Here is a 20272-nt window from a genome sequence, read left to right as displayed (position 1 = left end):
GACACCGGAATGAAAGGGTTCGCAATGGCTGAAAATCCTCTGATCCATGACAGCGATGCAGGTATCGAACGGCTGCTGGAAATCATGCGCCGCCTGCGCGATCCGCAATCCGGCTGCCCGTGGGATATCGAACAGGATTTCGCGACCATCGCCCCCTATACGATCGAAGAGGCCTATGAGGTCGCTGACGCCATCGAACGCGAAGCCTTTGACGAGCTTAAGGGCGAACTGGGGGATTTACTGTTTCAATCCGTGTTTCACGCCCAAATGGCAGAAGAAGCAGGACATTTCACCTTTCAGGACGTCGTACGCACCATGTCAGACAAGATGGTCAGCCGCCATCCGCATGTGTTTGGCGATGAATCCCGCGACAAGTCGGCTAACCAGCAAATCAAAGATTGGGAGGCCATCAAAGCCGCCGAGCGGGCGGGCAAGGAACAGAAAGGTGCGCTGGACGGTGTGGCCGCAAACCTGCCCGCACTACTGCGCGCGCATAAGCTCCAAAAACGTGCCGCTCGGGTGGGGTTCGACTGGCCTGACGCCAGCCATGTTCTGGCCAAGATCACCGAAGAAGCCGCCGAACTGGAAGAGGCGCGTGACAAAATGGATGCTGACGCGCTGGAAGACGAATTCGGCGATCTGCTGTTCGTGATGGTCAATCTGGGTCGTCATCTTGGCATCGAACCCGAAGCCGCCCTGCGTCGCACCAATGCCAAGTTCACCCGTCGCTTTGAAAAGGTCGAAGCCCGGCTGGCCGAACGGGGCAAGACCCCCTCGCAAAGCGATCTGGCCGAGATGGATGCGCTGTGGGACGAAGTTAAAACGGAAGAGCATCGCGCGAATGGCAAACTCCCGCCGGTGGATACACTGGCCGCGACCAGAAACGGGTAGACAAGCGATCCGACACTTGCGAGTGTCCCACCTTCACGACCCCCGGAGACGCCTATGCCCCCTCGCAAGATCATCATCGACACCGATCCCGGACAGGACGACGCCGTCGCCATCCTGCTGGCGCTGGCCAGCCCGGACGAGATCGAGGTTCTGGGTATTACGGCCGTCGCGGGTAACGTGCCGCTCGCCCTTACGGCCAAGAACGCCCGAATCGTTTGTGAATTGGCCGGACGTACGGATGTGCCGGTTTATGCGGGCTGCGACAAACCGCTGAACCGCCCGCTTGTCACCGCAGAACATGTGCATGGAAAAACCGGGCTGGATGGTCCGGTCCTGCCGGATCCGCAGATGCCCCTGGCCGAAGGTCACGCTGTGGATTTCATCATCGACACCCTGCGTGCCGAAGAGCCGGGGACCGTGACCCTTTGTCCACTGGGTCCGCTGACAAACGTCGCGACTGCGTTTCGCAAGGCACCCGATATCATCGACCACGTGCAGGAAATCGTCTTGATGGGTGGGGCGTATTTCGAAGTCGGCAACATCACCCCCACCGCTGAATTCAACATCTACGTCGACCCAGAAGCTGCTGATATCGTTTTTAAATCCGGAATACCGATTGTTGTCATGCCATTGGATGTCACGCACAAAGCGCTGGTGACCAACCCGCGAAACGACGCGTTCCGCGCATTGGACAGCAAGGTTGGGCATGCCGTGGCCGAGATGACGGATTTCTTTGAACGCTTCGACAAAGAGAAATACGGCAGCGCGGGCGCTCCCCTGCACGACCCTTGCGTCACCGCCTATCTGATCCGCCCCGAGCTGTTTTCGGGCCGCCGCGTGAATGTCGAGATTGAAACAGGGTCCGACCTGACCTTGGGCATGACCGTTGCGGATTGGTGGGGTGTCACCAACCGCGCACCAAATGCGTTGTTCATGGGGGAAATCGACGCCGACGGCTTTTTCACCTTGCTGACAGAAAGGCTGGCCAGATTATGAGCGCTGCCCTCCGCCTAGCGCGTCCCGACGATCTGGATCGCCTGATGACGCTGGTCACCGCCTTTCATACCGAGGCCGGGCTCACACAGGACGCCGACAAGACACGCAATGCCCTCGCCCCCATGCTGGATGGTATCCCTCATGGCTGTGTCTATCTGATTGGGCCCGGGCGCGCGCCTTTGGGATATATCATCCTGACCTTTGGCTGGTCAGTCGAGTTTGGCGGCATGGACGGTTTCGTGGACGAAATCTATATACGCCCCGCCGTTCGGGGCCGCGGCATTGCCACCGAGGTTCTTTTGGATCTGCCCAAAGCTCTTGCCGGGGCAGGCCTGATGGCTCTTCATCTGGAAGTCGACCGAAACAATGAATCTGCCCATAAGCTCTATCTGCGTACCGGGTTTAGACAACGCGACAGGTATATGCTGATGAGCAAGGTACTTTAGCGCGACTCGCCGCGGAAGATATTTGCCGGATTCATATGCTGAACCGGGTCATTCGACGAAACCTCTTCTCCGGTTATCGGATACGTTCCCGGACCCGCGCAGGCGGACAATACTGTGATGGACGCTGTGACGATTATCAGAAGGAATTTGGATACAGACATCGTAGTCTCCTTTCTGCAATGAAGACAAACTACGGCATTCTGTGCGGGCGTGATAAGTAACAAGTTCACACATAAGAATAGATAAGCCACATTTTTTTATCAAACACCTCAACCGCAAACGAACATGTCCCTGAAAAATTTAACTTTTCTCTGGCCTGAGGGTGCCATTCTCAAATAGCGGCATCTCAAAAAAAAGCAGGTGGTCGCGTGCGATTTCAGGAGTTTCGTAATAGGCGTCGCGCAAGTGAAAGCCCAAAGACAGGTATAACCGAGTCGCCGCTTCCAGGGGTTTGCCGGTGTCCATTCGAATATAGTCGAACCCAATATCTCGGCACATTTCGATCAGCGAAAGCATGATGGCACGGCCTGCTCCGGTCCCCCTTGCTGCGTCAGTTACAAATACACGTTTGATTTCAGCTACACCGGGTTCGTACGTGTGAAACATACCGCAGCCGACCGGTTCCCCATGCAGCAATGCCAGTTTGATCCCACCGGTCGGCGGTGTGTGTTCTGCGTCGATGTTGTCCATCACGCGGGCGTATTTTTCGCTTGGGTAGAAAGCCTGCACAATCTGGGCGGTTCTTTCATCCAGTGCCAGCAGGAAATCCCTGTAATCCCAACACAAACGCCGAACCGCTTCAATCTGGTCCGGCGTTTCCGGTTCGATGATGTTCAGCACAACGCGACCCCCGGATTAAAACCAGGGGCCAGCCTAGCGCCAAGCGCGTTATTTGCGAAGGATCGACGCGCCTGCGTATTCCGCAACCTCGCCCAGCGATTCCTCAATGCGGATCAACTGGTTGTATTTGGCCAACCGATCCGACCGCGCCAGCGAGCCGGTTTTGATCTGACCGCAATTGGTCGCCACCGCCAGATCGGCAATGGTGGCATCCTCGGTCTCGCCCGAACGGTGCGACATCACGTTGGTATAACGCGCACGGTGCGCCATATCGACGGCGCGCAGGGTTTCGGTCAGCGATCCGATCTGGTTCACCTTAACCAGCATCGAGTTCGCGCAGCCGCGCTTGATCCCTTCGGCCAAGCGCGCCGGATTGGTCACAAACAGGTCGTCGCCCACGAGCTGCACCTTGTCGCCGATGGCGTCGGTCAGGGCTTCCCAGCCGTCCCAATCATCCTCGGACATGCCGTCTTCGATCGAGATGATTGGATAGTCATTGACCAGAGCCGCCAGATAGGCTGCGTTTTCTTCGGATGTCAGGGTGATCCCCTCGCCCGCCAGAACGTATTTACCATCCTTGTAATACTCGGTCGCCGCGCAATCCAAGGACAGGTGGATTTCTTCGCCGGGTTTGTAGCCCGCCTTTTCGATGGATTTCAGGATGAAATCCAGCGCCTCGCGGGTGCTGGCGATGTTGGGGGCAAAACCGCCCTCATCGCCCACGCCCGTGGCCAGACCCGCGGAAGACAGTTCTTTCTTCAGCGTATGGAACACTTCGGACCCCATTCGCACGGCCTCGCGAATATTCGCGGCCGAGGTTGGCATGATCATGAATTCCTGAATGTCGATCGGGTTGTCGGCGTGTTCGCCGCCATTGATGATGTTCATCATTGGTACCGGCAGCACGCGAGCTGAGGTACCACCGACGTAACGATAAAGGGGCTGCGTCGTGAAATCGGCTGCCGCCTTTGCGGTGGCCAGCGACACACCCAGAATGGCGTTGGCGCCCAGACGGCCTTTGTTATTGGTTCCGTCCAGTTCGATCATCGCCTGGTCGATGGCCACTTGTTCTGTCGCGTCAAAGCCCACCAGTTCCTCGGCGATTTCACCATTCACGGCGGCCACGGCTTCCAGTACCCCTTTGCCCATATAGCGGGATTTGTCGCCGTCGCGTTTTTCAACGGCTTCATGTGCGCCGGTGGACGCACCGGACGGTACGGCGGCGCGGCCCATGGTGCCGTCTTCCAGAATCACGTCGACCTCGACCGTCGGGTTGCCCCGGCTGTCCAGAATTTCGCGCGCGTGGATGTCAATAATGGTGCTCATGAGGTCTGTCCCTATGGCTGCAGTCGGTTGCACGCGTCATAACAGCAACCGGCCAAAAGTAAACCGGTTCCGTTATCGCTAACACGCATATTTACCGACCTTTAGGGCTAACAGTTTGCTGTTTGCGCCAACAGGATCACGCCGGGACCAGATTGCGCGCCAGACGTCGCTCGCGGATAAAGGTATACAGGCCAGATCCGATGATGAGGCTCGCCCCAGCCATTGTCAGCGCGTCAGGGCGTTCACCGAACATCAGCATTCCGGCAAGGATCGAAAACACCAGACGCGTGTAACGGAATGGCATCATGGCCGAAGCCTCGCCAACCCGCATGGCCGTTACGATGCCGTAATACCCCAAAACGCCGAAACCGATCGCGCCCAGATATGGCCCTGCCTGGCCGCTTTGCACCGGCACAAAGGGTGTTCCGGAAATGACCATCAACAGCAGCCCGGCCAGCGCCACTGCGATATACGCCTGCATCGCCACAACGGATGAGGCCACCCGAGCATCCAGCTTGCGCGTTATCAGATCACGCGCCGCAATCGCAAACACGGTCAGGACGACAAACAGCGAGTCTGGCTGAAACCCTTCCAATCCGGGGCGAATGATCATCAGAACACCGATAAAGCCGACACCAATGGCGCTCCAGCGGCGCCAGCCGACCTGCTCTCCCAGAAACAGGGCCGCGCCCATGGTCACGGCAAGCGGCATGGCCTGAAACACGGCGGCGACAGTGGACAGATCAATCAGCGACAACGCGGTGACAAAGGTTACGGCACCGAATCCTTCTGTCCCTGCGCGTACCATCGGCAGCAGTTTCCACGCCACGGGATCGAAGATGCGTTTGCGGGTGACCACCGACATCACCGCAAAGACAAGCCCGCAGAACACACCCAGACACACCATGATCTGACCGGTCGGCACAGCGCCCGACAGGAACTTGATGAACATATCCTCAAGCGAAAAGGCCGCCATCGAGCCGATCAGCAAAAGGATGCCGTTTACGTTATTCATGCGCGCGTCCGTAGGAAAAGGGTACTTGGGGTGCAGTATGCGGGCACATGAACCGCAACCAGCGGCATCTGGCAAGCCAATTCCCGACACGTTCAATGAATTAACGTGTTGGGGCCGTTCGTGATTTGTGATGGATCACTTCTGCTTGAGCGGTACGCCATACAGTTCCAGCCGGTGCCCTTTCAGCTTGTACCCAAGCTTGGCGGCGATCTTTTCCTGCAGGGCTTCGATCTCGGGGTCGACAAATTCGATAACCTCCCCCGACTGCATGTCGATCAGGTGATCGTGGTGATCACGCTCGGCATCCTCGTAACGGGCCCGCCCATCGCCGAACTCCAGACGATCCAGAATTCCGGCCTCTTCGAACAGTTTGACCGTACGATACACCGTCGCAATCGAGATGCCTGTGTCGATGGCAGAAGCACGCGCGTACAGTTCTTCGACATCCGGATGGTCGTCGCTTTGTTCCAATACCTGCGCGATGATCCTTCTTTGACCGGTCATGCGCAGACCCTTGGCCTCACAACGTCCAATAATCGTTTCCGACATGATGCCCCTCAGAATTGCTCGGGTGTCTGTCTTAGTATGTCTGTGCGATTTGCGCCACAGGGATTTCTTCTTTTCCGGTGAACTTAAGCCACGCGCGCCAAATCAGCCCAAACCGGCAGATGATCCGAAGCGATATGTGCCGGGCGCGCGTCATGGACACCATGCGCAGTGGCCCTGACGCCCACGCCCAGCGCGATCCGATCCAGCGCGCCCAGCGGCTGCGCGGCGGGAAAACTCGGCTTGGGGGGCAGAAAACGCATTTCCGGTGCCAGGTGATCCAGAACAGGCTGTCGGGACCATTCGTTGAAATCCCCCGCCCAGACAGTCGGCATCTGCTCCAGCTCTTTATCAAACCGCCTGATATGCGAGATCTGCTGACGTCGCGATGCAGGCAACAGCCCCAGATGCATTCCCATCACCCGCAACGGCCCGATATGGGTATCAAATTCAACACGGACCGCGCCGCGCGGTTCAAGCCCGGGTAATTCGTGATGTCCGGTCCGCCGGACCGAAAGGCCCTCGCCACGCCAGATCACTGCATTGCCATGCCAGCCCAGACTGCCGGCACCACCCAGATCGACGATCTGCCAACCGGCTTCATCCAGCATGAAATGCGGCAGGGCCGCCGGCCGCGGCGGCAGACGTTTGTCGGCCTCCTGCAACACAACGATATTGGCCTGCATATGTTCGATGACCTGCAAAATGCGCTGCGGCTGGCGCCGGAGATCCAGCCCGAGGCATTTCTGAATGTTATAGCTGGCGATGCGAAGGGTGGAAGATGACTGCATATAGACCTGACCAGTGGGCTTGACCCAAAGTGCCACGCCTGTCGCCGGACGCAACCCTTCAGTTTCACTTCTCAACAACGGCAACCGGGGAAGTCGCCTCGGCACAATATATCGCCTAAAAACCCGGCACGTGGCGTGGCCGGAAACAGACGGGTTTCCCCTCATATCATCCAGGTGCGGCAGGACGGAGATACAGCAGTTTCAGCGCATCCGACACCGATCTGGAACGGGCAAATCCGTTCGCCCCTCCCAGCGAAACGTTCCGCAGCGAGGGATTTCCAGAGATGTTTGACCGTCATGTTCCGCAAAACGTGGCGTGCACAACTTCGTTATCGGTCGGGGGCGGTTTGAGATCCGCCGCTTCTGCCTGATCGTCGTATGGCCGCGTTAGGATTGTATTCAACCGATGGAACGGTTGGTAATCCCCCGCCACCGCTGATCGAATCATCTGCTCGACGCGGTGATTGCGCGGGATAAAGGCCGGGTTCGCCGCGGTCATCACTTCATGCGGTGACGCCTCATGCGCCAAACGCGCACGCCAGCCTTCTGCCCAACTGTCAAAGGCCTGTGGATCGACAAACTGATCGCGCACGGTATCTTTGCCCAGCGCACGGAAGGTGTTGGTGAAATCAGCCTGCCCCTCGGCCATACGTTTTAGCAAATCGGTGATCAGCGCCTGATCGCCTTCTTCAGCGGTCGTCAGCCCGATCTTTGCCCGGAACCGGGTCAACCAGTTCTGTTGCAGCAGGTCCGGCATGGCATGCACGATCTCGGTCGCCTGCTCAACAGCGGCGTCCTTGTTGTCCATCTGCTGAATCAGAGAGGTTGCCAGCTGCGCCAGATTCCACACTGCTATATCTGGCTGGTTGGCATAGGCATAACGGCCCATCCGATCTATCGAGCTGTAGACCGTATTGGGATGATAAACATCCATGAAGGCACAGGGGCCATAATCGATGGTCTCACCTGTAATCGAGCAATTGTCGGTATTCATGACCCCATGGATGAAACCCACGCTCATCCACTGAGCGATCAGGCGTGCCTGCGCATCCCGCACAGCCCGCAACAGACCCATTGGCCCTTCGGCCCCGGGATAGTGGCGCGCGATTGCGTAGTCTGTCAGGCGCCGCAGATTGTCCAACTGCCCCCGCGCTGCAAAGACCTGAAAGGTGCCTACCCGTAGATGGCTGGTTGCAACCCGGGTTAGCACCGCACCGGGCATCGGACCCTCCCGGAACACGGTTTCACCCGTCTCTACCGCCGCCAGCGCGCGTGTTGTCGGAATGCCCAGCGCGTGCATCGCCTCGGATACCACGTATTCGCGCAGAACCGGACCCAGCCAAGCCCTGCCGTCGCCTCGACGCGAAAACGGCGTCGGGCCCGAGCCTTTCAGCTGAACATCCCGCCGCACGCCATCCGTTCCGACAGTTTCGCCCAACAGCACCGCGCGTCCGTCCCCAAGCTGCGGATTGTACTGGCCAAACTGATGCCCGGAATAAAGCTGCGCGATGGGGTCCGCACCATCGGGGATGCGATTACCTGCAAAGGCTTCCGCCATCTCTTGCACGTCGCCCGGATGGACCTGCAACAGCCGTGCCAGATCATCATTGAACGCGATCAACTTGGGCGCGCGTACAGGCACCGGATTCTGTCGTGCAAAAAACGCGTCCGGCAGGCGGGCATATGAGTTATCGAATGGAATGGTCAGTGTCATGCGGCATACATATTCCCCGTGCGCACGAATACCATAGCGGATCACACCTTGCCGTGCATAATTGCGCCAAACACACGGGGGCCACATGACAGCACAAGAGATCATCGACCGCCTGAACCTGCAACCTCACCCCGAGGGCGGCTGGTACGCGGAAACCTGGCGTGCCGAGAACAAGGGCCGCCCGACCGGCACCTGCATCTACTTCCTGCTGCAAGCGGGGGAAAGCAGCCACTGGCACCGGGTAGACGCGACCGAGATCTGGCTCTACCACGCGGGCGCGCCACTGATCCTGTCCTTGAGTGCAACAGACAAGGGTCCGGCGGTTGACCATGTGCTGTCGCCCGATTTGTCTCGGGGCGCACCGCAACTGATTGTTCCCAACGGCCATTGGCAGGCCGCGCGCAGCACCGGTGATTACACGCTGGTCAGCTGTACAGTTTCTCCCGGATTTCAATTCGATGGGTTCCAACTGGCAGAACCTGGGTTTGATATCCCTCGGGGATAAGCTGATCTGGGGATGCTCTGAAAAGGTGAGTTTACAGAAAGTTACCCATATATCATTCTGTCAACGCAACCGCAGGTATCGGAGCATCGGGTGATTGTGAAACGCATCTTTCTGGTCCTTCTGCTTCTGTTCGCAAGTACCTGTCTTGCAAACGCTGAGCCCGCCTGTGCAGAATCCCGCCTTTCATCCGAACTGGCACTGCCCGATCTGCAGGAGGAAGTCACGACCGAACATATCGATCCTACCGGGACTGTCGAACCTGCGGTGCTGACCTCGAAACGCCCAGCGCTGCGCCCTTGCAAGTTTCGCCAGTTTGAAGTGGGTCGTCAGCGTATGCGTGACCGCGGGGCGGTCTGTGGTGACTGGACCATCTTGGGCGAAACCCGCACGTCTTTGGCTGGAAAAGCGCTGGGTTGCGGGATCGCCAACCCGGTCCGGATTTACAGAATTTCGGACATTGCGCTCAGCCAGTTCTCGCTGATGGACTGTCAGACAGCCGTCACGCTGAAAACGTGGATCGAAAACGTCGCCAAACCCGCCTTTGCCGATCTGGGGGGTGGGCTCAAGGGTATGCGGGTTGTTGGCCACTATGCCTGCAAGACGCAGAACAACCAGCCCTATGCGCGCATTTCCGAACATGCGCGGGGTCGGGCCATCGATATCTCGACCTTCGTGTTGCAGGACGGAACGCAGATCACCGTTCAGGACGGGTGGAGCGACACCGATCAAAGCGTCGTGTTGCAAGAGTTGCACAGCGGAGCCTGTGGCCTGTTCGGAACTGTTCTTGGTCCTGACGCTGACCGGTATCACAAAGGGCATTTTCACTTCGACACAGCCCGTCGCAGTGGCAAGCCTGTGTGTCGATAACGCGTTAGCCAATACCTGTATGCAGCCTCAACCCACCGGTTGAACGTTCACTGAACTGACCATGCCGCCACCCACCAGCGCTTTCACCCCGGTTGTTCCGGGGCATGAGGTTGGCAATCCCCGCGCCACGCGCACAGCCAGATAGGCAAAGGCCTGCGCCTCGAGCATGTCGCCGTCCAGCCCCACCGCCTCGACCGGTTCGACCGGGCAGTCGAGGGATACGCGCAGCATCTCCATCAACACCGGATTGCGCCGTCCACCGCCTGTAACCAGCACGCAAGACGGCGGCTGCGGACAATGTTCCATCCCCTGCACCACACCCGCTGCGCACATCCCGGTCAGGGTTGCCACCGCGTCAGCATCACCCAGTTCTTTCACTAGGTCGATCATCTCAGAGAAATCGTTCCGGTCTAGCGACTTGGGCGGCATACGTGCGAAGAAAGGCTCAGCCAGAAACAGCTCCAGCGCGCCCATTTCGACGGTGCCATTGCGCGCAACCGCACCATCCCGGTCCATCGGCTGCCCCAGCCGGGCTTGCATGAGGTCATCGACCGGCGCGTTCGCCGGCCCCGTATCAAAGGCAAGCAGCGCCCCCGGCGCCTCGGGACCATCAAAGCTTGGGTCCACATAGGTCAGGTTGCCAACACCACCCAGGTTCAAAAAGCACAAGGGGCGGTCCGCGCCAAACCACTTGGCGCAGGCAAAGTGAAAAAACGGTGCTAACGGAGCGCCCTCGCCCCCCATAGCCACGTCATCGCTTCGGAAGTCCCAGACCACCGGGCGCCCCAGCGCCTGCGCCAACCCAAGACCATCGCCCACCTGCAATGTCCCGCGCCCGCGCGGTTCATGCGCCAAAGTCTGGCCGTGAAAGCCAATCAGGTCTACATCTTCGAACTCGGACAGCGCTTCGGCATGGGCAAAGGTCACCATCTCAGCCGCCGCGTCGACCTGTGGACCGTGCCATTGCCCCAAAGCCGCCCGCAGAATTTCGCGTTCGGCATCGGTATAGGCGCGATAGCCGCTTTTCCCGAACCCAGCGATGGAATGCCCGTCGGTTTCCACCACCGCAGCGTCCACCCCGTCCAGCGACGTACCGGACATTGCGCCCAATGCCCGAACCATTCCGTATTTCTTGATGGTTTGGCCCACGCCTGCCTCCTGATCTGGCAATGTTTCCGCCGTGCCCGGGGTTCTGGACTTCACCTCTGGGTTGCAGCTTGGTCAAGGTGCTTTTGTTATGCCGCCTTGGCAAGCCTTCTGATTAGGGGCGTCGGTTTTTTTCCGACGTCGCGTTTCATGATCAACACCCCGGCTATCAAGTTGCGCGCGCATATCACGGCACGCGGTTTTAGAGTGAAAAGGTGGCTTTTCCTCATCCGCAGCGCCGCCTATACAGTGCCCCGCAACACAAACCCCGAGGGCACGATATGACCTACCACCCCAAATCGGATTTCATCGCCACGATGATCGAGCGCGGCTTCCTCGCCGACTGCACCGATTATCAGGGCCTTGACGACGCGCTGATCAGCGGGTGCAAGCCGGCCTATATCGGCTTTGATGCAACGGCCAAGTCGTTGCATGTGGGCAGCCTGATCCAGATCATGATGCTGCGCTGGTTCCAGAAGACCGGCCACCAGCCGATCACCCTTATGGGTGGCGGCACCACCAAGGTGGGCGACCCCTCGTTCCGCGCGGATGAACGCCCCCTGCTGGGACCCGAACAGATTGACGAAAACATCGCGGGCATCAAGAAAGTGTTCGCGGCCTATATCGATTACGACACTGATGCCGAAAACAAGGCGCTGATGTTGAACAATGCCGAATGGCTGGATGATCTGAACTACCTCGATTTCCTGCGCGACATCGGGCGGCATTTCTCGGTCAACCGGATGCTCAGCTTTGAATCGGTGAAATCCCGGCTGGATCGCGAGCAATCGCTGTCGTTTCTCGAGTTCAACTACATGATCCTGCAAGCCTATGACTTTCTGGAGCTGAACCGCCGCTATGGCTGTGTTCTGCAAATGGGCGGTAGCGACCAGTGGGGCAACATCGTCAACGGTATCGACCTGACTCGCCGGGTGCTGGATCACGAAATCTACGGCCTGACCTCACCCCTGCTGACCACCAGCGACGGCAAGAAGATGGGCAAATCGCAGGATGGCGCGGTCTGGCTGAACGCCGAGATGCGCTCGCCCTATGAATTCTGGCAGTTCTGGCGCAACACCACCGATGCGGATGTCGGGCGGTTCCTGAAGCTCTATACCGAATTGCCCGTGGATGAATGTGACCGTCTTGGTGCGCTTGCCGGGTCCGAGATCAATGAGGCCAAAATCCGCCTCGCCAATGAGGTGACAGCCCTTCTGCACGGGGCGCAAGCTGCGGCAACGGCCGAGGCCACGGCCCGTGAAGTGTTCGAAAAAGGTGGGGTTGGAGACGATCTGCCCACCCTGACCCTCAGCGCGGATGAACTGGGCGACGGCATGTCCATCGTGCAGATCATTGTCAAGTCAGGCCTGGCCAAATCCGGCAAAGAGGCCAAGCGCCTGATTGCCGAAAACGGGGCCAAACTGGACGACGCTCCGCTGACGGATGCGGGTTTGATGATCGACGCGGGCGCATTGACGTCTCCGATCAAGCTGAGTGCAGGCAAGAAACGCCACGCATTGGTGCAACTGGGCTGACGCCCCTTTCACCTTGGAAAGCAAAACAGAAAACGGCCACCCGATTGGGTGGCCGTATCTATATTGGGGTGGACGAGACTACTGACGTCCCTTTCCGCGACCGGGCCGGTCGCTTTCGCCCTCGTCGTCATTGGCGTTGTTTCCGCGACCCGGACTGCTGCCCTCGCCGCCGTTGCCGCTGCCATTGTTACCCCTATCGCCACCTTTGCCGCCGCCGGCATTGCCTTTGCCACCGCCGGGCTCTCCACCGCCAGCACCGGGTTCTCCACCGCCATCGCCGGGTTCCCCACCGCCACCGCCGGGTTCTCCATCGCCACCGCCGGGCTCTCCACCGCCAGCACCGGGTTCTCCGCCACCGCCGCCGGGTTCTCCACCGCCGTTGTCAGGTTCTCCTCCACCACCGGGGCCGTCAGGACCAGCTGCATTCGCAAACCCTGCCCCGCCGGGTTCTGAACCGCGGCTTTCACCTCGATTCTCGGCCAGACCGGACAGGCTCGCCGTTGGCAAGTCTGTCAGCAAAGCGGCCAGACCCGGACATTGCGCCCCGGTAATGCTCAACGTTGTCTCGAAATCCGGTCTCTTCTGAAGTCTGTCCAGAAAGCTTGGGGTCACCTGAACACATTCGCAAAGCCCGGCATAGTCGCCTGCATTCGCAAGACTTCGAGCCGTTTGCCAATTACAGGTTTCCGGCGCTGCAAAAGCATTGCCGGCAACCACAACCCCAAAGACAGGCGCGGCCAGAACAGCGCCCAGTGTTAGTTTCTTACTATTTACCATATCGGAACCTCCTGACGAAAAAACACGCAATGGCTGTGATTACTTCGTTCACGAACAGGCGCGTTTTCGTGAAGCGCGGATTAAGATGCCTTAAAGATGCGTATTGACCCGGCAGCGGCTATTCCGCGCCGCCCCTTTGGGCGTTCGGGCTCAAAGATATGGACACAGCCCCTGCAAAGCAGTTATTGAACAGTTGTTCATATCCTAGGGAGGAGTTCCGATGCACCTGTCCACCACAGCCGCTCTTGTCACCGGCGGCGCATCCGGTCTGGGCGAAGCCACCGCCCGTCACTTTGCCGCGCAGGGCGCACAAGTTACTATTCTAGACCGTGACGCGGACCGTGGCGCTCAAGTCGCCTCCGAAATCGGCGGGTATTTTGCGCCGACGGATGTAACAGATGAATCCTCGGTCGCAGCTGCCGTGCGCCACGGTATGGACAGGATGGGCAAGATTACCGCGACTGTGAACTGCGCCGGTATCGCTTATGGAATCAAGACGGTCGGCAAGGATGGCCCACACCCGCTGGACGCGTTCCAGCGCACGATCGACATCAATCTTGTCGGCACATTTAACGTCTCAAGGCTGGCTGCGGCCGAGATGGCAAAGAACGAACCCGAACCAGACGGGGCGCGCGGTGTGATCATCAACACTGCATCTATTGCTGCATTCGACGGCCAAAAGGGACAGGCGGCATATGCAGCTTCTAAAGGCGGCGTGGTTGGCATGACCCTGCCGATGGCCCGCGACCTGGCCTCAACCGGGATTCGCGTCATGACCATTGCGCCGGGTATCTTTATGACCCCGATGCTGGCGGGCCTTCCTGAAGACGTGCAACAACAACTGGCCGCAGACGTCCCGAACCCGGCCCGCCTGGGTGACCCCAAGGAATACGGGCGACTGGCCGGTTTCATCGTTGAAATGGGCTACCTGAACGGCGAGGTCATCCGCATCGACGGCGCTCTGCGGATGCGGTAAGACAGCTCCATGTCGGAGCGCCAGAAAATGCAGTCCGGGCAGTGGTATTGCTGTCTCGATCCTGAGTTGGACGATCTGCGCGCGCGAGCACGACGGGCTGTACACGCTCACAACACCTGTCCGCCCGACACACGCGGCGCGATGGCCCCGGAACTGCACGCGCTGCTGGGCCATGTCGGCGAGGACTGTTTTCTCGAAGCCCCTTTTCATTGCGCCTATGGAATGAACACCCATCTGGGCAGCCGGGTTTTTTTCAATGCCGGATGCGTGGTTCTGGACACGGCCCTCGTTCGGGTTGGCGACGACACGATGTTCGGCCCTAATGTCCAGATTTACTGCGCCCATCATGCCAAGGACCCTGCTGATCGGGCACAAGGGCTGGAAATCGGCCTGCCCGTCACCATCGGCAGGCAGGTTTGGGTTGGCGGCGGAGCGATCCTGTTGCCCGGCATAACCATAGGCGACTACGCCACAATCGGCGCAGGCAGCGTCGTCACCAAAGATGTCCCCGCCAGAGAAACCGTGGCAGGTAATCCAGCAAGACGTCTGGCCCTCTAAACGCTTTCAGCTTTCTCTTCGAGCGTCAGCCATTCCTCTTCAGCGGCCGAGAGTTTCTCCTGCCGCTCAACCAACGCCTCGGTCGCTTTTTGGAACTTCACCGGCTCACGCGTGAACAGCTCGGGATCGGACATCAACTCTTCCAGCTTGGCAATCTCGGCCTCTAGGCGCGCGATCTCGGCAGGCAGTTTCTCCAGCCGGTGCTTCTCCGAGAAGGACAAGCCGGATTTCGGCTTTTCTTCCTGCTTGACCTTTGGCTTTGAAAGCTTTGCTTTTTCTACACTTTTTTCGATCACATCACCGCGCTGTGCGATGTAATCCGACCAACCGCCAGCATAGACTGTCGCCTGTCCGTTACCCTCCATCGCGATGGTAGTTGTCGCCACGCGGTCCAGAAAATCCCGGTCATGGCTAACCAGCAGAACGGTGCCGTCGTAATCGTCCAAAAGCTCTTGCAGCAGGTCCAGCGTCTCGACATCCAGATCGTTGGTCGGTTCGTCCAGCACCAATAGGTTCGAGGGTTTCGCCATCAGCTTGGCCAGAAGCAATCGGGCTTTTTCCCCACCGGACAGGGACTTGACGGCTGCTCGGGCCTGCCGTTCGTCAAATAGAAATTCCTTGAGATACCCTACAACATGTTTGGGCTGCCCGCCCACCATCACCTGATCGGCCTTGCCCGACACCCGCATAGCCGGATCGCCGGTCAGACTGTCCCACAGGCTCATCTCAGGGTCTAGTTGGGCGCGGTTCTGATCGAATACCGCGATTTCAAGGTTCGTCCCCTGAGATACCGAGCCCGCGTCCGGCTCCACCTGCCCCAGCAGCATCTTCAGCAACGTTGTTTTTCCAACACCGTTCGGCCCGACAAAGGCCACCCGGTCACCGCGCTGTACCAGCAGATCAAAGTTCCGAACGATCTGCTTGTCGCCAAATCCTTTGGCCAGCGCCTTGGCCTCAATGACCTTGCGGCCCGATTTTGGCCCTGCCTCCAGCGCCATTGCAGCCGAACCCTGACGTTTGATCTGCCCCGCCTTTTCAGTTCTCAACGCCTGCAAGGCCCGCACCCGGCCTTGGTTGCGTTTGCGTCGGGCGCTAATGCCCTCAACCGCCCATTTCGCTTCAGATTTGATCAGGCGATTCAGCTTGTGGCGTTGCTGGTCCTCTTCCTCCCAGACCTTGTCCCGCCAGGCCTCAAAGGCCTCAAAACCCTGCTCCTGTCGCCGAACAGCCCCCCGGTCAATCCAAAGCGTTGCCCGCGTCAGAGCCCTCAAAAAGGCTCGGTCATGCGAGATCAGCACAAAGGCCGCTCGGCTCGCGCCAAGTTCGCGTTCCAGCCACGCGATGGCTTCGATATCCAGATGGTTGGTCGGCTCGTCCAGCAACATCAGATCCGGTGCTTCGGCCATCAGCTTGGCCAGTGCCGCCCGCCGCCGCTCTCCGCCCGAAGCGGTCTCAACCGCGCGTGAAGGATCGAACTTCAACCCTTCACCGGCCCGTTCAACTTTGTAAAGTTCTCCCGGCTCCAACCCGCAGGATGCGTAATCTCCCAACGTGGCAAAGCCTTCCATCGTCGGATCTTGCTCCATATAGCCAACGGATTTCCCGGGCGGCACGACAATCTCGCCCCGATCCGCCTCGACCAGACCGGCCATCACTTTCATCAACGTGGACTTTCCGGACCCGTTTCGCCCCACCAGCGCAACACGATCACCGGGTTGAACCACCAGATCCAGTTCGGAAAACACCGGGTCACCCCCGAAAGTCAGGGAAATGCCGGACATCTGCAACAAAGGAATTCTCGCCATGTCCGCCAGCTAAACCGGCTGACACATTGCGTCAACGCCCCGTCTTCACCTTTTCAAAAATACTCAATCTACCCGGCCACCGCCCGCAACAGACGTTTGCGCGCCGGGGGGATCGCACCGATTTCCACCCCTGTGAAAACGTGCAGCGTGTTCATGTCGCGATCCACCACCGCATGATCGCTGACCCAACCGCCCATCATCAGATAGGTCCGCAACAAAGGCGGCATCCGCAGCATTGCCTTTTTAGAATCCGGTCTGCGCCGCAAACGCGCGGCAAAACGAAACACATCCGGAGCCTTCACGCGCGGCAACCAACGTTTCGGGCCCAGATGGCGATGTTTTAGCATCGCAAACGCATCCAGATACTGCTCTGTTTCGGTACCGGCAAAAGAGGAACATCCAAACAGCATCTCGACGTTGTTCCGATCAACGTAGGCCGTCATTGCACCCCAGGCGACACGCAGGATGTCGGGGTCGCTGTGATCAGGATGGATACAGAATCGTCCCATTTCGACCATCCGACCTTTGAAGCCTTCGAGCGAGGTCAGGTCATAGAACTGCGCCGAATAACTTCGCCCGATCTCGCCGCCACTATCCATGGTCAGCATCCGAAAGCAGCAGACCAGCCGTTCTGCCGAGCGCATATCCTCGACCAGGATATGGCTACAGCGTGCATCAAACTCGTCGCAGTCCGGTTGCTCTGTGCCAAAAGCCAAGGTCCGCAATGCCTGAGCTGTTCTGATATCCTCGGGCGACTGCGCCAGTCTGGCGCGATAGCGCCCCTTGCTTAACAAAACTGCCGTTGCCACGGTCGCGCCCTCCACGGTTGCCGACCCTCAGGCGTCGGTACGACACCATTAGCACAAGACATGTGACTGCCCTGTGACCACCGCAAGGTTTAGGCGCAAATTAGTTGGCGCCCGGAATGTTCGCCGGGTTGAAGTTGCCGATATTGCCTAGCAGCTGACGCAGGAAGCCTTTGTCCTGAACGTTGGAATCGGTAACGCGGCGCTCCAGAGCAATCACATTCCCGTCTTCAAGACCAAAGCGTTCGATGTTTCTGACGACACCGCGCTGATCAAAACTGATGGCAACCAGTTCGCGGGATACCACCTCGGGCCGTTTCGGACCGTAGTGACGCACGCGAGAGCGGACATAGTAATAGCCCGAATCCCGAACCACGCCGGATGCGCCCGGCGCGCCGATAGCCTCTTGCACACTGTCCCGCGTGTCTACGCCTACTTTGATTTCTGCCAGTTCTTCGGCCGGTGGCACATAGCCGTGATTCTTGAAGATAGCCGTACAAGCCCCGGTCGCAGCCAGACAGGCAACAAACACAAGCGATTTCGCAGTTGGTTTCAACCGGTTCACTACCTTCAACATCTGCACCCTCTTGCCTTGGCCTTCTTCGGCTTCTATCCGATTACATAAACCGCTGCCACGGTTCAACACATAGAAAGGCTCACGAATGAGCAACACGACATCATTTCGGGTGTCTGACCTGCCGCAGAACGCCCCGACACCGTTCGATCTGCGCCCCGCAACCACCGCGCTCGAGCAGATCAGGCAAGACCTTGGGCTGCTGGGGCTGCGCAAACTCAGCTTTTCGGGCGAACTGAGGGCGCAGGGCAAACGGGACTGGGTTCTAAACGGGAAACTCGGTGCAACTGTCATCCAACCTTGCGTAGTGACGCTGGAACCGGTGACGACAAGGATCGACATACCAGTGCACCGGACTTTTCTTGCGGATTGGGCAGACCCAGATGATCCAGAGTTCGAAATCCAGGAAGATGACGAATCTGAACCTTTGGGGCCTGAAATTGATCCGGCCCTTGTCATGGTCGAGGCCCTGTCTCTGGCTTTGCCACAATATCCGCGTAAAGACGGCGCGGAACTGGGCCAAGCTGCCTACACAGAACCGGGCAAACAGGCGATGACGGATGACGATGCCAATCCCTTTGCAGGATTGGCAGGACTGCGCGATGTGCTAAAAAAAGACGAGTGACAGGTGCCAGATTTCCTGTCATAGCAGGCGGTCAGAAAAATCGCTTGAACATGCCGAGAATCGCAGTATTTTCGCGCGCTCATCGGATTTTGGGTTGGACATTGCGGGGCCCGTCGCCTAAACGCGCGTCAAACCACGATAAACGAACTACGAAACCCGGGTCGGCAGCGAATCTGCGGCCCCCAGTCAGACAAAGGTTGAGACCATGGCCGTCCAACAGAACAAAGTTTCCAAGTCGCGTCGCAACAACCGCCGCGCACACGACGCTCTGGTTGCTGCAAACCCGAACGAATGCCCGAACTGCGGCGAGCTGAAACGCCCGCACCACGTTTGTGCCTCTTGCGGCCACTATGACGATCGCGAAGTCGTCGCACAGGCCGACGAAATCGATCTGGACGAAGACGCAGCCTAAGCCTGATTGAGCGCAGGCCAAGGCATGAACGATCAGCCCACGCACGCCGGACGGATCACCATCTCGGTTGACGCAATGGGAGGGGACGCAGGTCCCGCTGTCGTCGTTGCAGGTCTGGCAAAATCGGCTGGCAAGAACCCGAATATCGGGTTCCTGCTGCACGGGCCCGAACAGGTATTGCGCAAGCTGGTTGCCAAACGACGTGTCCTTGAAGGGCGCGTCGTTTTTCGTGATTGCCCCGACGTTGTCACGATGGAAGACAAGCCCAGCCAGGTCGTGCGCAACGGCAAGCAGACCTCGATGTGGTCCGCGCTGGAAGCGGTTCGTCAGGGTGAAGCCCATGGCGCGGTGTCCTGCGGGAACACCGGTGCCCTTATGGCCCTTTCGATGATGCGTCTGCGCAAATTGCCGGGCGTGAACCGCCCCGCAATCGCGATCCTGTGGCCTTCGCGCAACCCGCAGGGGTTCAATGTAATGCTGGACGTGGGCGCCGATGTGCGCGCCGACGCCAAGGATTTGCTGCAATTCGCCCTGATGGGCGCGTCTTATGCGCGCAACGGCATGGCCCTGAACCGCCCCCGGATCGGGTTGCTGAACGTTGGCACCGAAGAGCATAAGGGCCGGGCCGAACTGAAAGAAGCGCATGCCATGATTTCGGAATACGCCGAACAGGCGAATTTCGAGTTTGTTGGCTTTGTCGAAGGCAGCGACATTCCCGGCGACAAGGCAGATGTCATTGTTACAGATGGGTTTACGGGCAATGTTGCGATCAAAACGGGCGAAGGCACAGCCAGGCTGATCGGAGATCTTCTGCGTGAGGCGTTCAAATACTCTCCGTTGTCGCGATTGGCTTCGGTCCTGGCCATTACGTCACTACAGCGCCTGAAAAAGCGCATTGATCCGCGGCGTGTGAATGGTGGCGTGTTTCTGGGTCTGAACGGGACTGTTATTAAATCCCATGGAGGGGCAGATGCGACCGGAGTGTCGGCAGCGATCAAACTGGCCTTTACTCTGGCGCGGTCCGGCTTTGCCGAAAAATTAGCTGCGCGGGTTGCATCCACGGCCCAGCTTGCACAAGATGCCGCGCAAGCTGCGCCGCAGACCGATAAATAACAAAAAAG

General features: G+C 58.8%; 23 protein-coding genes. 11 read left to right on the top strand and 12 right to left on the bottom strand.

The features are described from left to right. Window positions 1-24 precede the first annotated feature (24 nt). Genes mazG through ACR0ID_RS01550 form a run of 3 tightly spaced genes read left to right on the top strand, consistent with a single transcriptional unit; the run spans window position 25 to window position 2333 of the window. Entirely contained in the window at window positions 25-891 is an 867-nt protein-coding gene (mazG, locus tag ACR0ID_RS01560; RefSeq protein WP_480476767.1) for a nucleoside triphosphate pyrophosphohydrolase, read from the top strand. 54 nt (window positions 892-945) lie between these two features. Beyond that, entirely contained in the window at window positions 946-1887 is a 942-nt protein-coding gene (locus ACR0ID_RS01555; protein ID WP_480553724.1) for a nucleoside hydrolase, read from the top strand. Continuing rightward, window positions 1884-2333, top strand: coding sequence for a GNAT family N-acetyltransferase (locus ACR0ID_RS01550; RefSeq protein ID WP_480517339.1), 450 nt, complete (start codon window positions 1884-1886; stop codon window positions 2331-2333). The genes ACR0ID_RS01555 and ACR0ID_RS01550 overlap by 4 nt, the downstream gene beginning before the upstream one ends. On the opposite strand, the gene ACR0ID_RS01545 is transcribed toward ACR0ID_RS01550, so the two are convergent. From ACR0ID_RS01545 to ACR0ID_RS01515, 7 genes are all read right to left on the bottom strand, one after another. After that, on the bottom strand, window positions 2330-2494 hold the full coding sequence (locus tag ACR0ID_RS01545; protein ID WP_480517341.1) for a hypothetical protein: 165 nt from the start codon (window positions 2492-2494) through the stop codon (window positions 2330-2332). The two genes, ACR0ID_RS01550 and ACR0ID_RS01545, sit on opposite strands and share 4 nt — an antisense overlap. A 139-nt stretch (window positions 2495-2633) precedes the next feature. Then, window positions 2634-3173: a GNAT family N-acetyltransferase gene (locus tag ACR0ID_RS01540; RefSeq protein WP_480603358.1), complete on the bottom strand. Its 540-nt coding sequence runs from the start codon at window positions 3171-3173 to the stop codon at window positions 2634-2636. Window positions 3174-3221: 48 nt separating this feature from the next. Then, on the bottom strand, window positions 3222-4499 hold the full coding sequence (eno, locus tag ACR0ID_RS01535) for a phosphopyruvate hydratase (protein WP_480603356.1): 1278 nt from the start codon (window positions 4497-4499) through the stop codon (window positions 3222-3224). Between the two features lie 136 nt (window positions 4500-4635). Continuing rightward, window positions 4636-5514: a DMT family transporter gene (locus tag ACR0ID_RS01530; RefSeq protein WP_480473219.1), complete on the bottom strand. Its 879-nt coding sequence runs from the start codon at window positions 5512-5514 to the stop codon at window positions 4636-4638. Window positions 5515-5649: 135 nt separating this feature from the next. After that, window positions 5650-6063 (bottom strand): Fur family transcriptional regulator, encoded by a 414-nt coding sequence (locus ACR0ID_RS01525; RefSeq protein ID WP_480603354.1) that lies wholly within the window; start codon window positions 6061-6063, stop codon window positions 5650-5652. 83 nt (window positions 6064-6146) lie between these two features. Next, complete coding sequence (locus tag ACR0ID_RS01520; RefSeq protein ID WP_480603860.1) at window positions 6147-6851, bottom strand: endonuclease/exonuclease/phosphatase family protein; 705 nt, start codon at window positions 6849-6851, stop codon at window positions 6147-6149. 295 nt (window positions 6852-7146) lie between these two features. Beyond that, entirely contained in the window at window positions 7147-8565 is a 1419-nt protein-coding gene (locus ACR0ID_RS01515; RefSeq protein WP_480603352.1) for a protein adenylyltransferase SelO, read from the bottom strand. 85 nt (window positions 8566-8650) lie between these two features. Here ACR0ID_RS01515 and ACR0ID_RS01510 point away from each other — a divergent pair, with 85 nt between their 5' ends. Together ACR0ID_RS01510 and ACR0ID_RS01505 are read left to right on the top strand one after the other, a co-directional pair. Beyond that, a complete protein-coding gene (locus ACR0ID_RS01510) occupies window positions 8651-9070 on the top strand; it encodes a cupin domain-containing protein (protein ID WP_267367608.1) in 420 nt (139 codons plus the stop codon). Window positions 9071-9160: 90 nt separating this feature from the next. Continuing rightward, on the top strand, window positions 9161-9937 hold the full coding sequence (locus tag ACR0ID_RS01505) for an extensin-like domain-containing protein (RefSeq protein WP_480603350.1): 777 nt from the start codon (window positions 9161-9163) through the stop codon (window positions 9935-9937). 27 nt (window positions 9938-9964) lie between these two features. Here the strand turns inward: ACR0ID_RS01505 and ACR0ID_RS01500 are convergent, their stop codons facing one another. Further along, window positions 9965-11059: an anhydro-N-acetylmuramic acid kinase gene (locus ACR0ID_RS01500; RefSeq protein WP_480517764.1), complete on the bottom strand. Its 1095-nt coding sequence runs from the start codon at window positions 11057-11059 to the stop codon at window positions 9965-9967. A gap of 305 nt (window positions 11060-11364) precedes the next feature. Between ACR0ID_RS01500 and tyrS the strand changes: the two genes are divergently transcribed. Continuing rightward, window positions 11365-12618, top strand: coding sequence for a tyrosine--tRNA ligase (tyrS, locus tag ACR0ID_RS01495; protein ID WP_480473227.1), 1254 nt, complete (start codon window positions 11365-11367; stop codon window positions 12616-12618). Between the two features lie 78 nt (window positions 12619-12696). Here tyrS and ACR0ID_RS01490 read toward each other — a convergent pair whose 3' ends face one another. Then, entirely contained in the window at window positions 12697-13395 is a 699-nt protein-coding gene (locus ACR0ID_RS01490; RefSeq protein WP_480603345.1) for a hypothetical protein, read from the bottom strand. A 220-nt stretch (window positions 13396-13615) separates the two neighbouring features. Here ACR0ID_RS01490 and ACR0ID_RS01485 point away from each other — a divergent pair, with 220 nt between their 5' ends. Both ACR0ID_RS01485 and ACR0ID_RS01480 read left to right on the top strand, forming a co-directional pair. Beyond that, a complete protein-coding gene (locus ACR0ID_RS01485; RefSeq protein ID WP_480473231.1) occupies window positions 13616-14371 on the top strand; it encodes a 3-hydroxyacyl-CoA dehydrogenase in 756 nt (251 codons plus the stop codon). Window positions 14372-14380: 9 nt separating this feature from the next. After that, window positions 14381-14929 (top strand): sugar O-acetyltransferase, encoded by a 549-nt coding sequence (locus ACR0ID_RS01480; RefSeq protein WP_480603343.1) that lies wholly within the window; start codon window positions 14381-14383, stop codon window positions 14927-14929. On the opposite strand, the gene ACR0ID_RS01475 is transcribed toward ACR0ID_RS01480, so the two are convergent. The 3 genes from ACR0ID_RS01475 to ACR0ID_RS01465 form a co-directional block, all read right to left on the bottom strand. Then, window positions 14926-16734, bottom strand: a complete 1809-nt coding sequence (locus tag ACR0ID_RS01475; RefSeq protein ID WP_480517360.1) for an ABC-F family ATP-binding cassette domain-containing protein — start codon at window positions 16732-16734, stop codon at window positions 14926-14928. The genes ACR0ID_RS01480 and ACR0ID_RS01475 overlap by 4 nt on opposite strands. A 68-nt stretch (window positions 16735-16802) precedes the next feature. Further along, window positions 16803-17543 (bottom strand): GNAT family N-acetyltransferase, encoded by a 741-nt coding sequence (locus ACR0ID_RS01470; protein WP_480473237.1) that lies wholly within the window; start codon window positions 17541-17543, stop codon window positions 16803-16805. Window positions 17544-17643: 100 nt separating this feature from the next. Continuing rightward, window positions 17644-18117, bottom strand: a complete 474-nt coding sequence (locus tag ACR0ID_RS01465; protein WP_480517362.1) for an outer membrane protein assembly factor BamE — start codon at window positions 18115-18117, stop codon at window positions 17644-17646. Between the two features lie 85 nt (window positions 18118-18202). Here ACR0ID_RS01465 and ACR0ID_RS01460 point away from each other — a divergent pair, with 85 nt between their 5' ends. The 3 genes from ACR0ID_RS01460 to plsX all read left to right on the top strand — a co-directional run bounded on the left by ACR0ID_RS01460 (window position 18203) and on the right by plsX (window position 20264). After that, window positions 18203-18739 carry a YceD family protein gene (locus tag ACR0ID_RS01460; RefSeq protein WP_480603339.1) on the top strand — a complete coding sequence of 179 codons (537 nt, stop codon included), beginning with the start codon at window positions 18203-18205 and terminating at the stop codon, window positions 18737-18739. A 205-nt stretch (window positions 18740-18944) separates the two neighbouring features. Further along, window positions 18945-19151 carry a 50S ribosomal protein L32 gene (gene rpmF, locus ACR0ID_RS01455; RefSeq protein WP_008756996.1) on the top strand — a complete coding sequence of 69 codons (207 nt, stop codon included), beginning with the start codon at window positions 18945-18947 and terminating at the stop codon, window positions 19149-19151. 24 nt (window positions 19152-19175) lie between these two features. Further along, complete coding sequence (gene plsX, locus ACR0ID_RS01450; protein ID WP_480473243.1) at window positions 19176-20264, top strand: phosphate acyltransferase PlsX; 1089 nt, start codon at window positions 19176-19178, stop codon at window positions 20262-20264. The last annotated feature ends 8 nt before the right edge of the window (window positions 20265-20272 follow it).

This window comes from Ruegeria sp. AL2, from assembly GCF_056540845.1.
The sequence above is the reverse complement of the archived record's forward strand: the minus strand, read 5'-3'. Positions and strand labels throughout refer to the sequence as shown.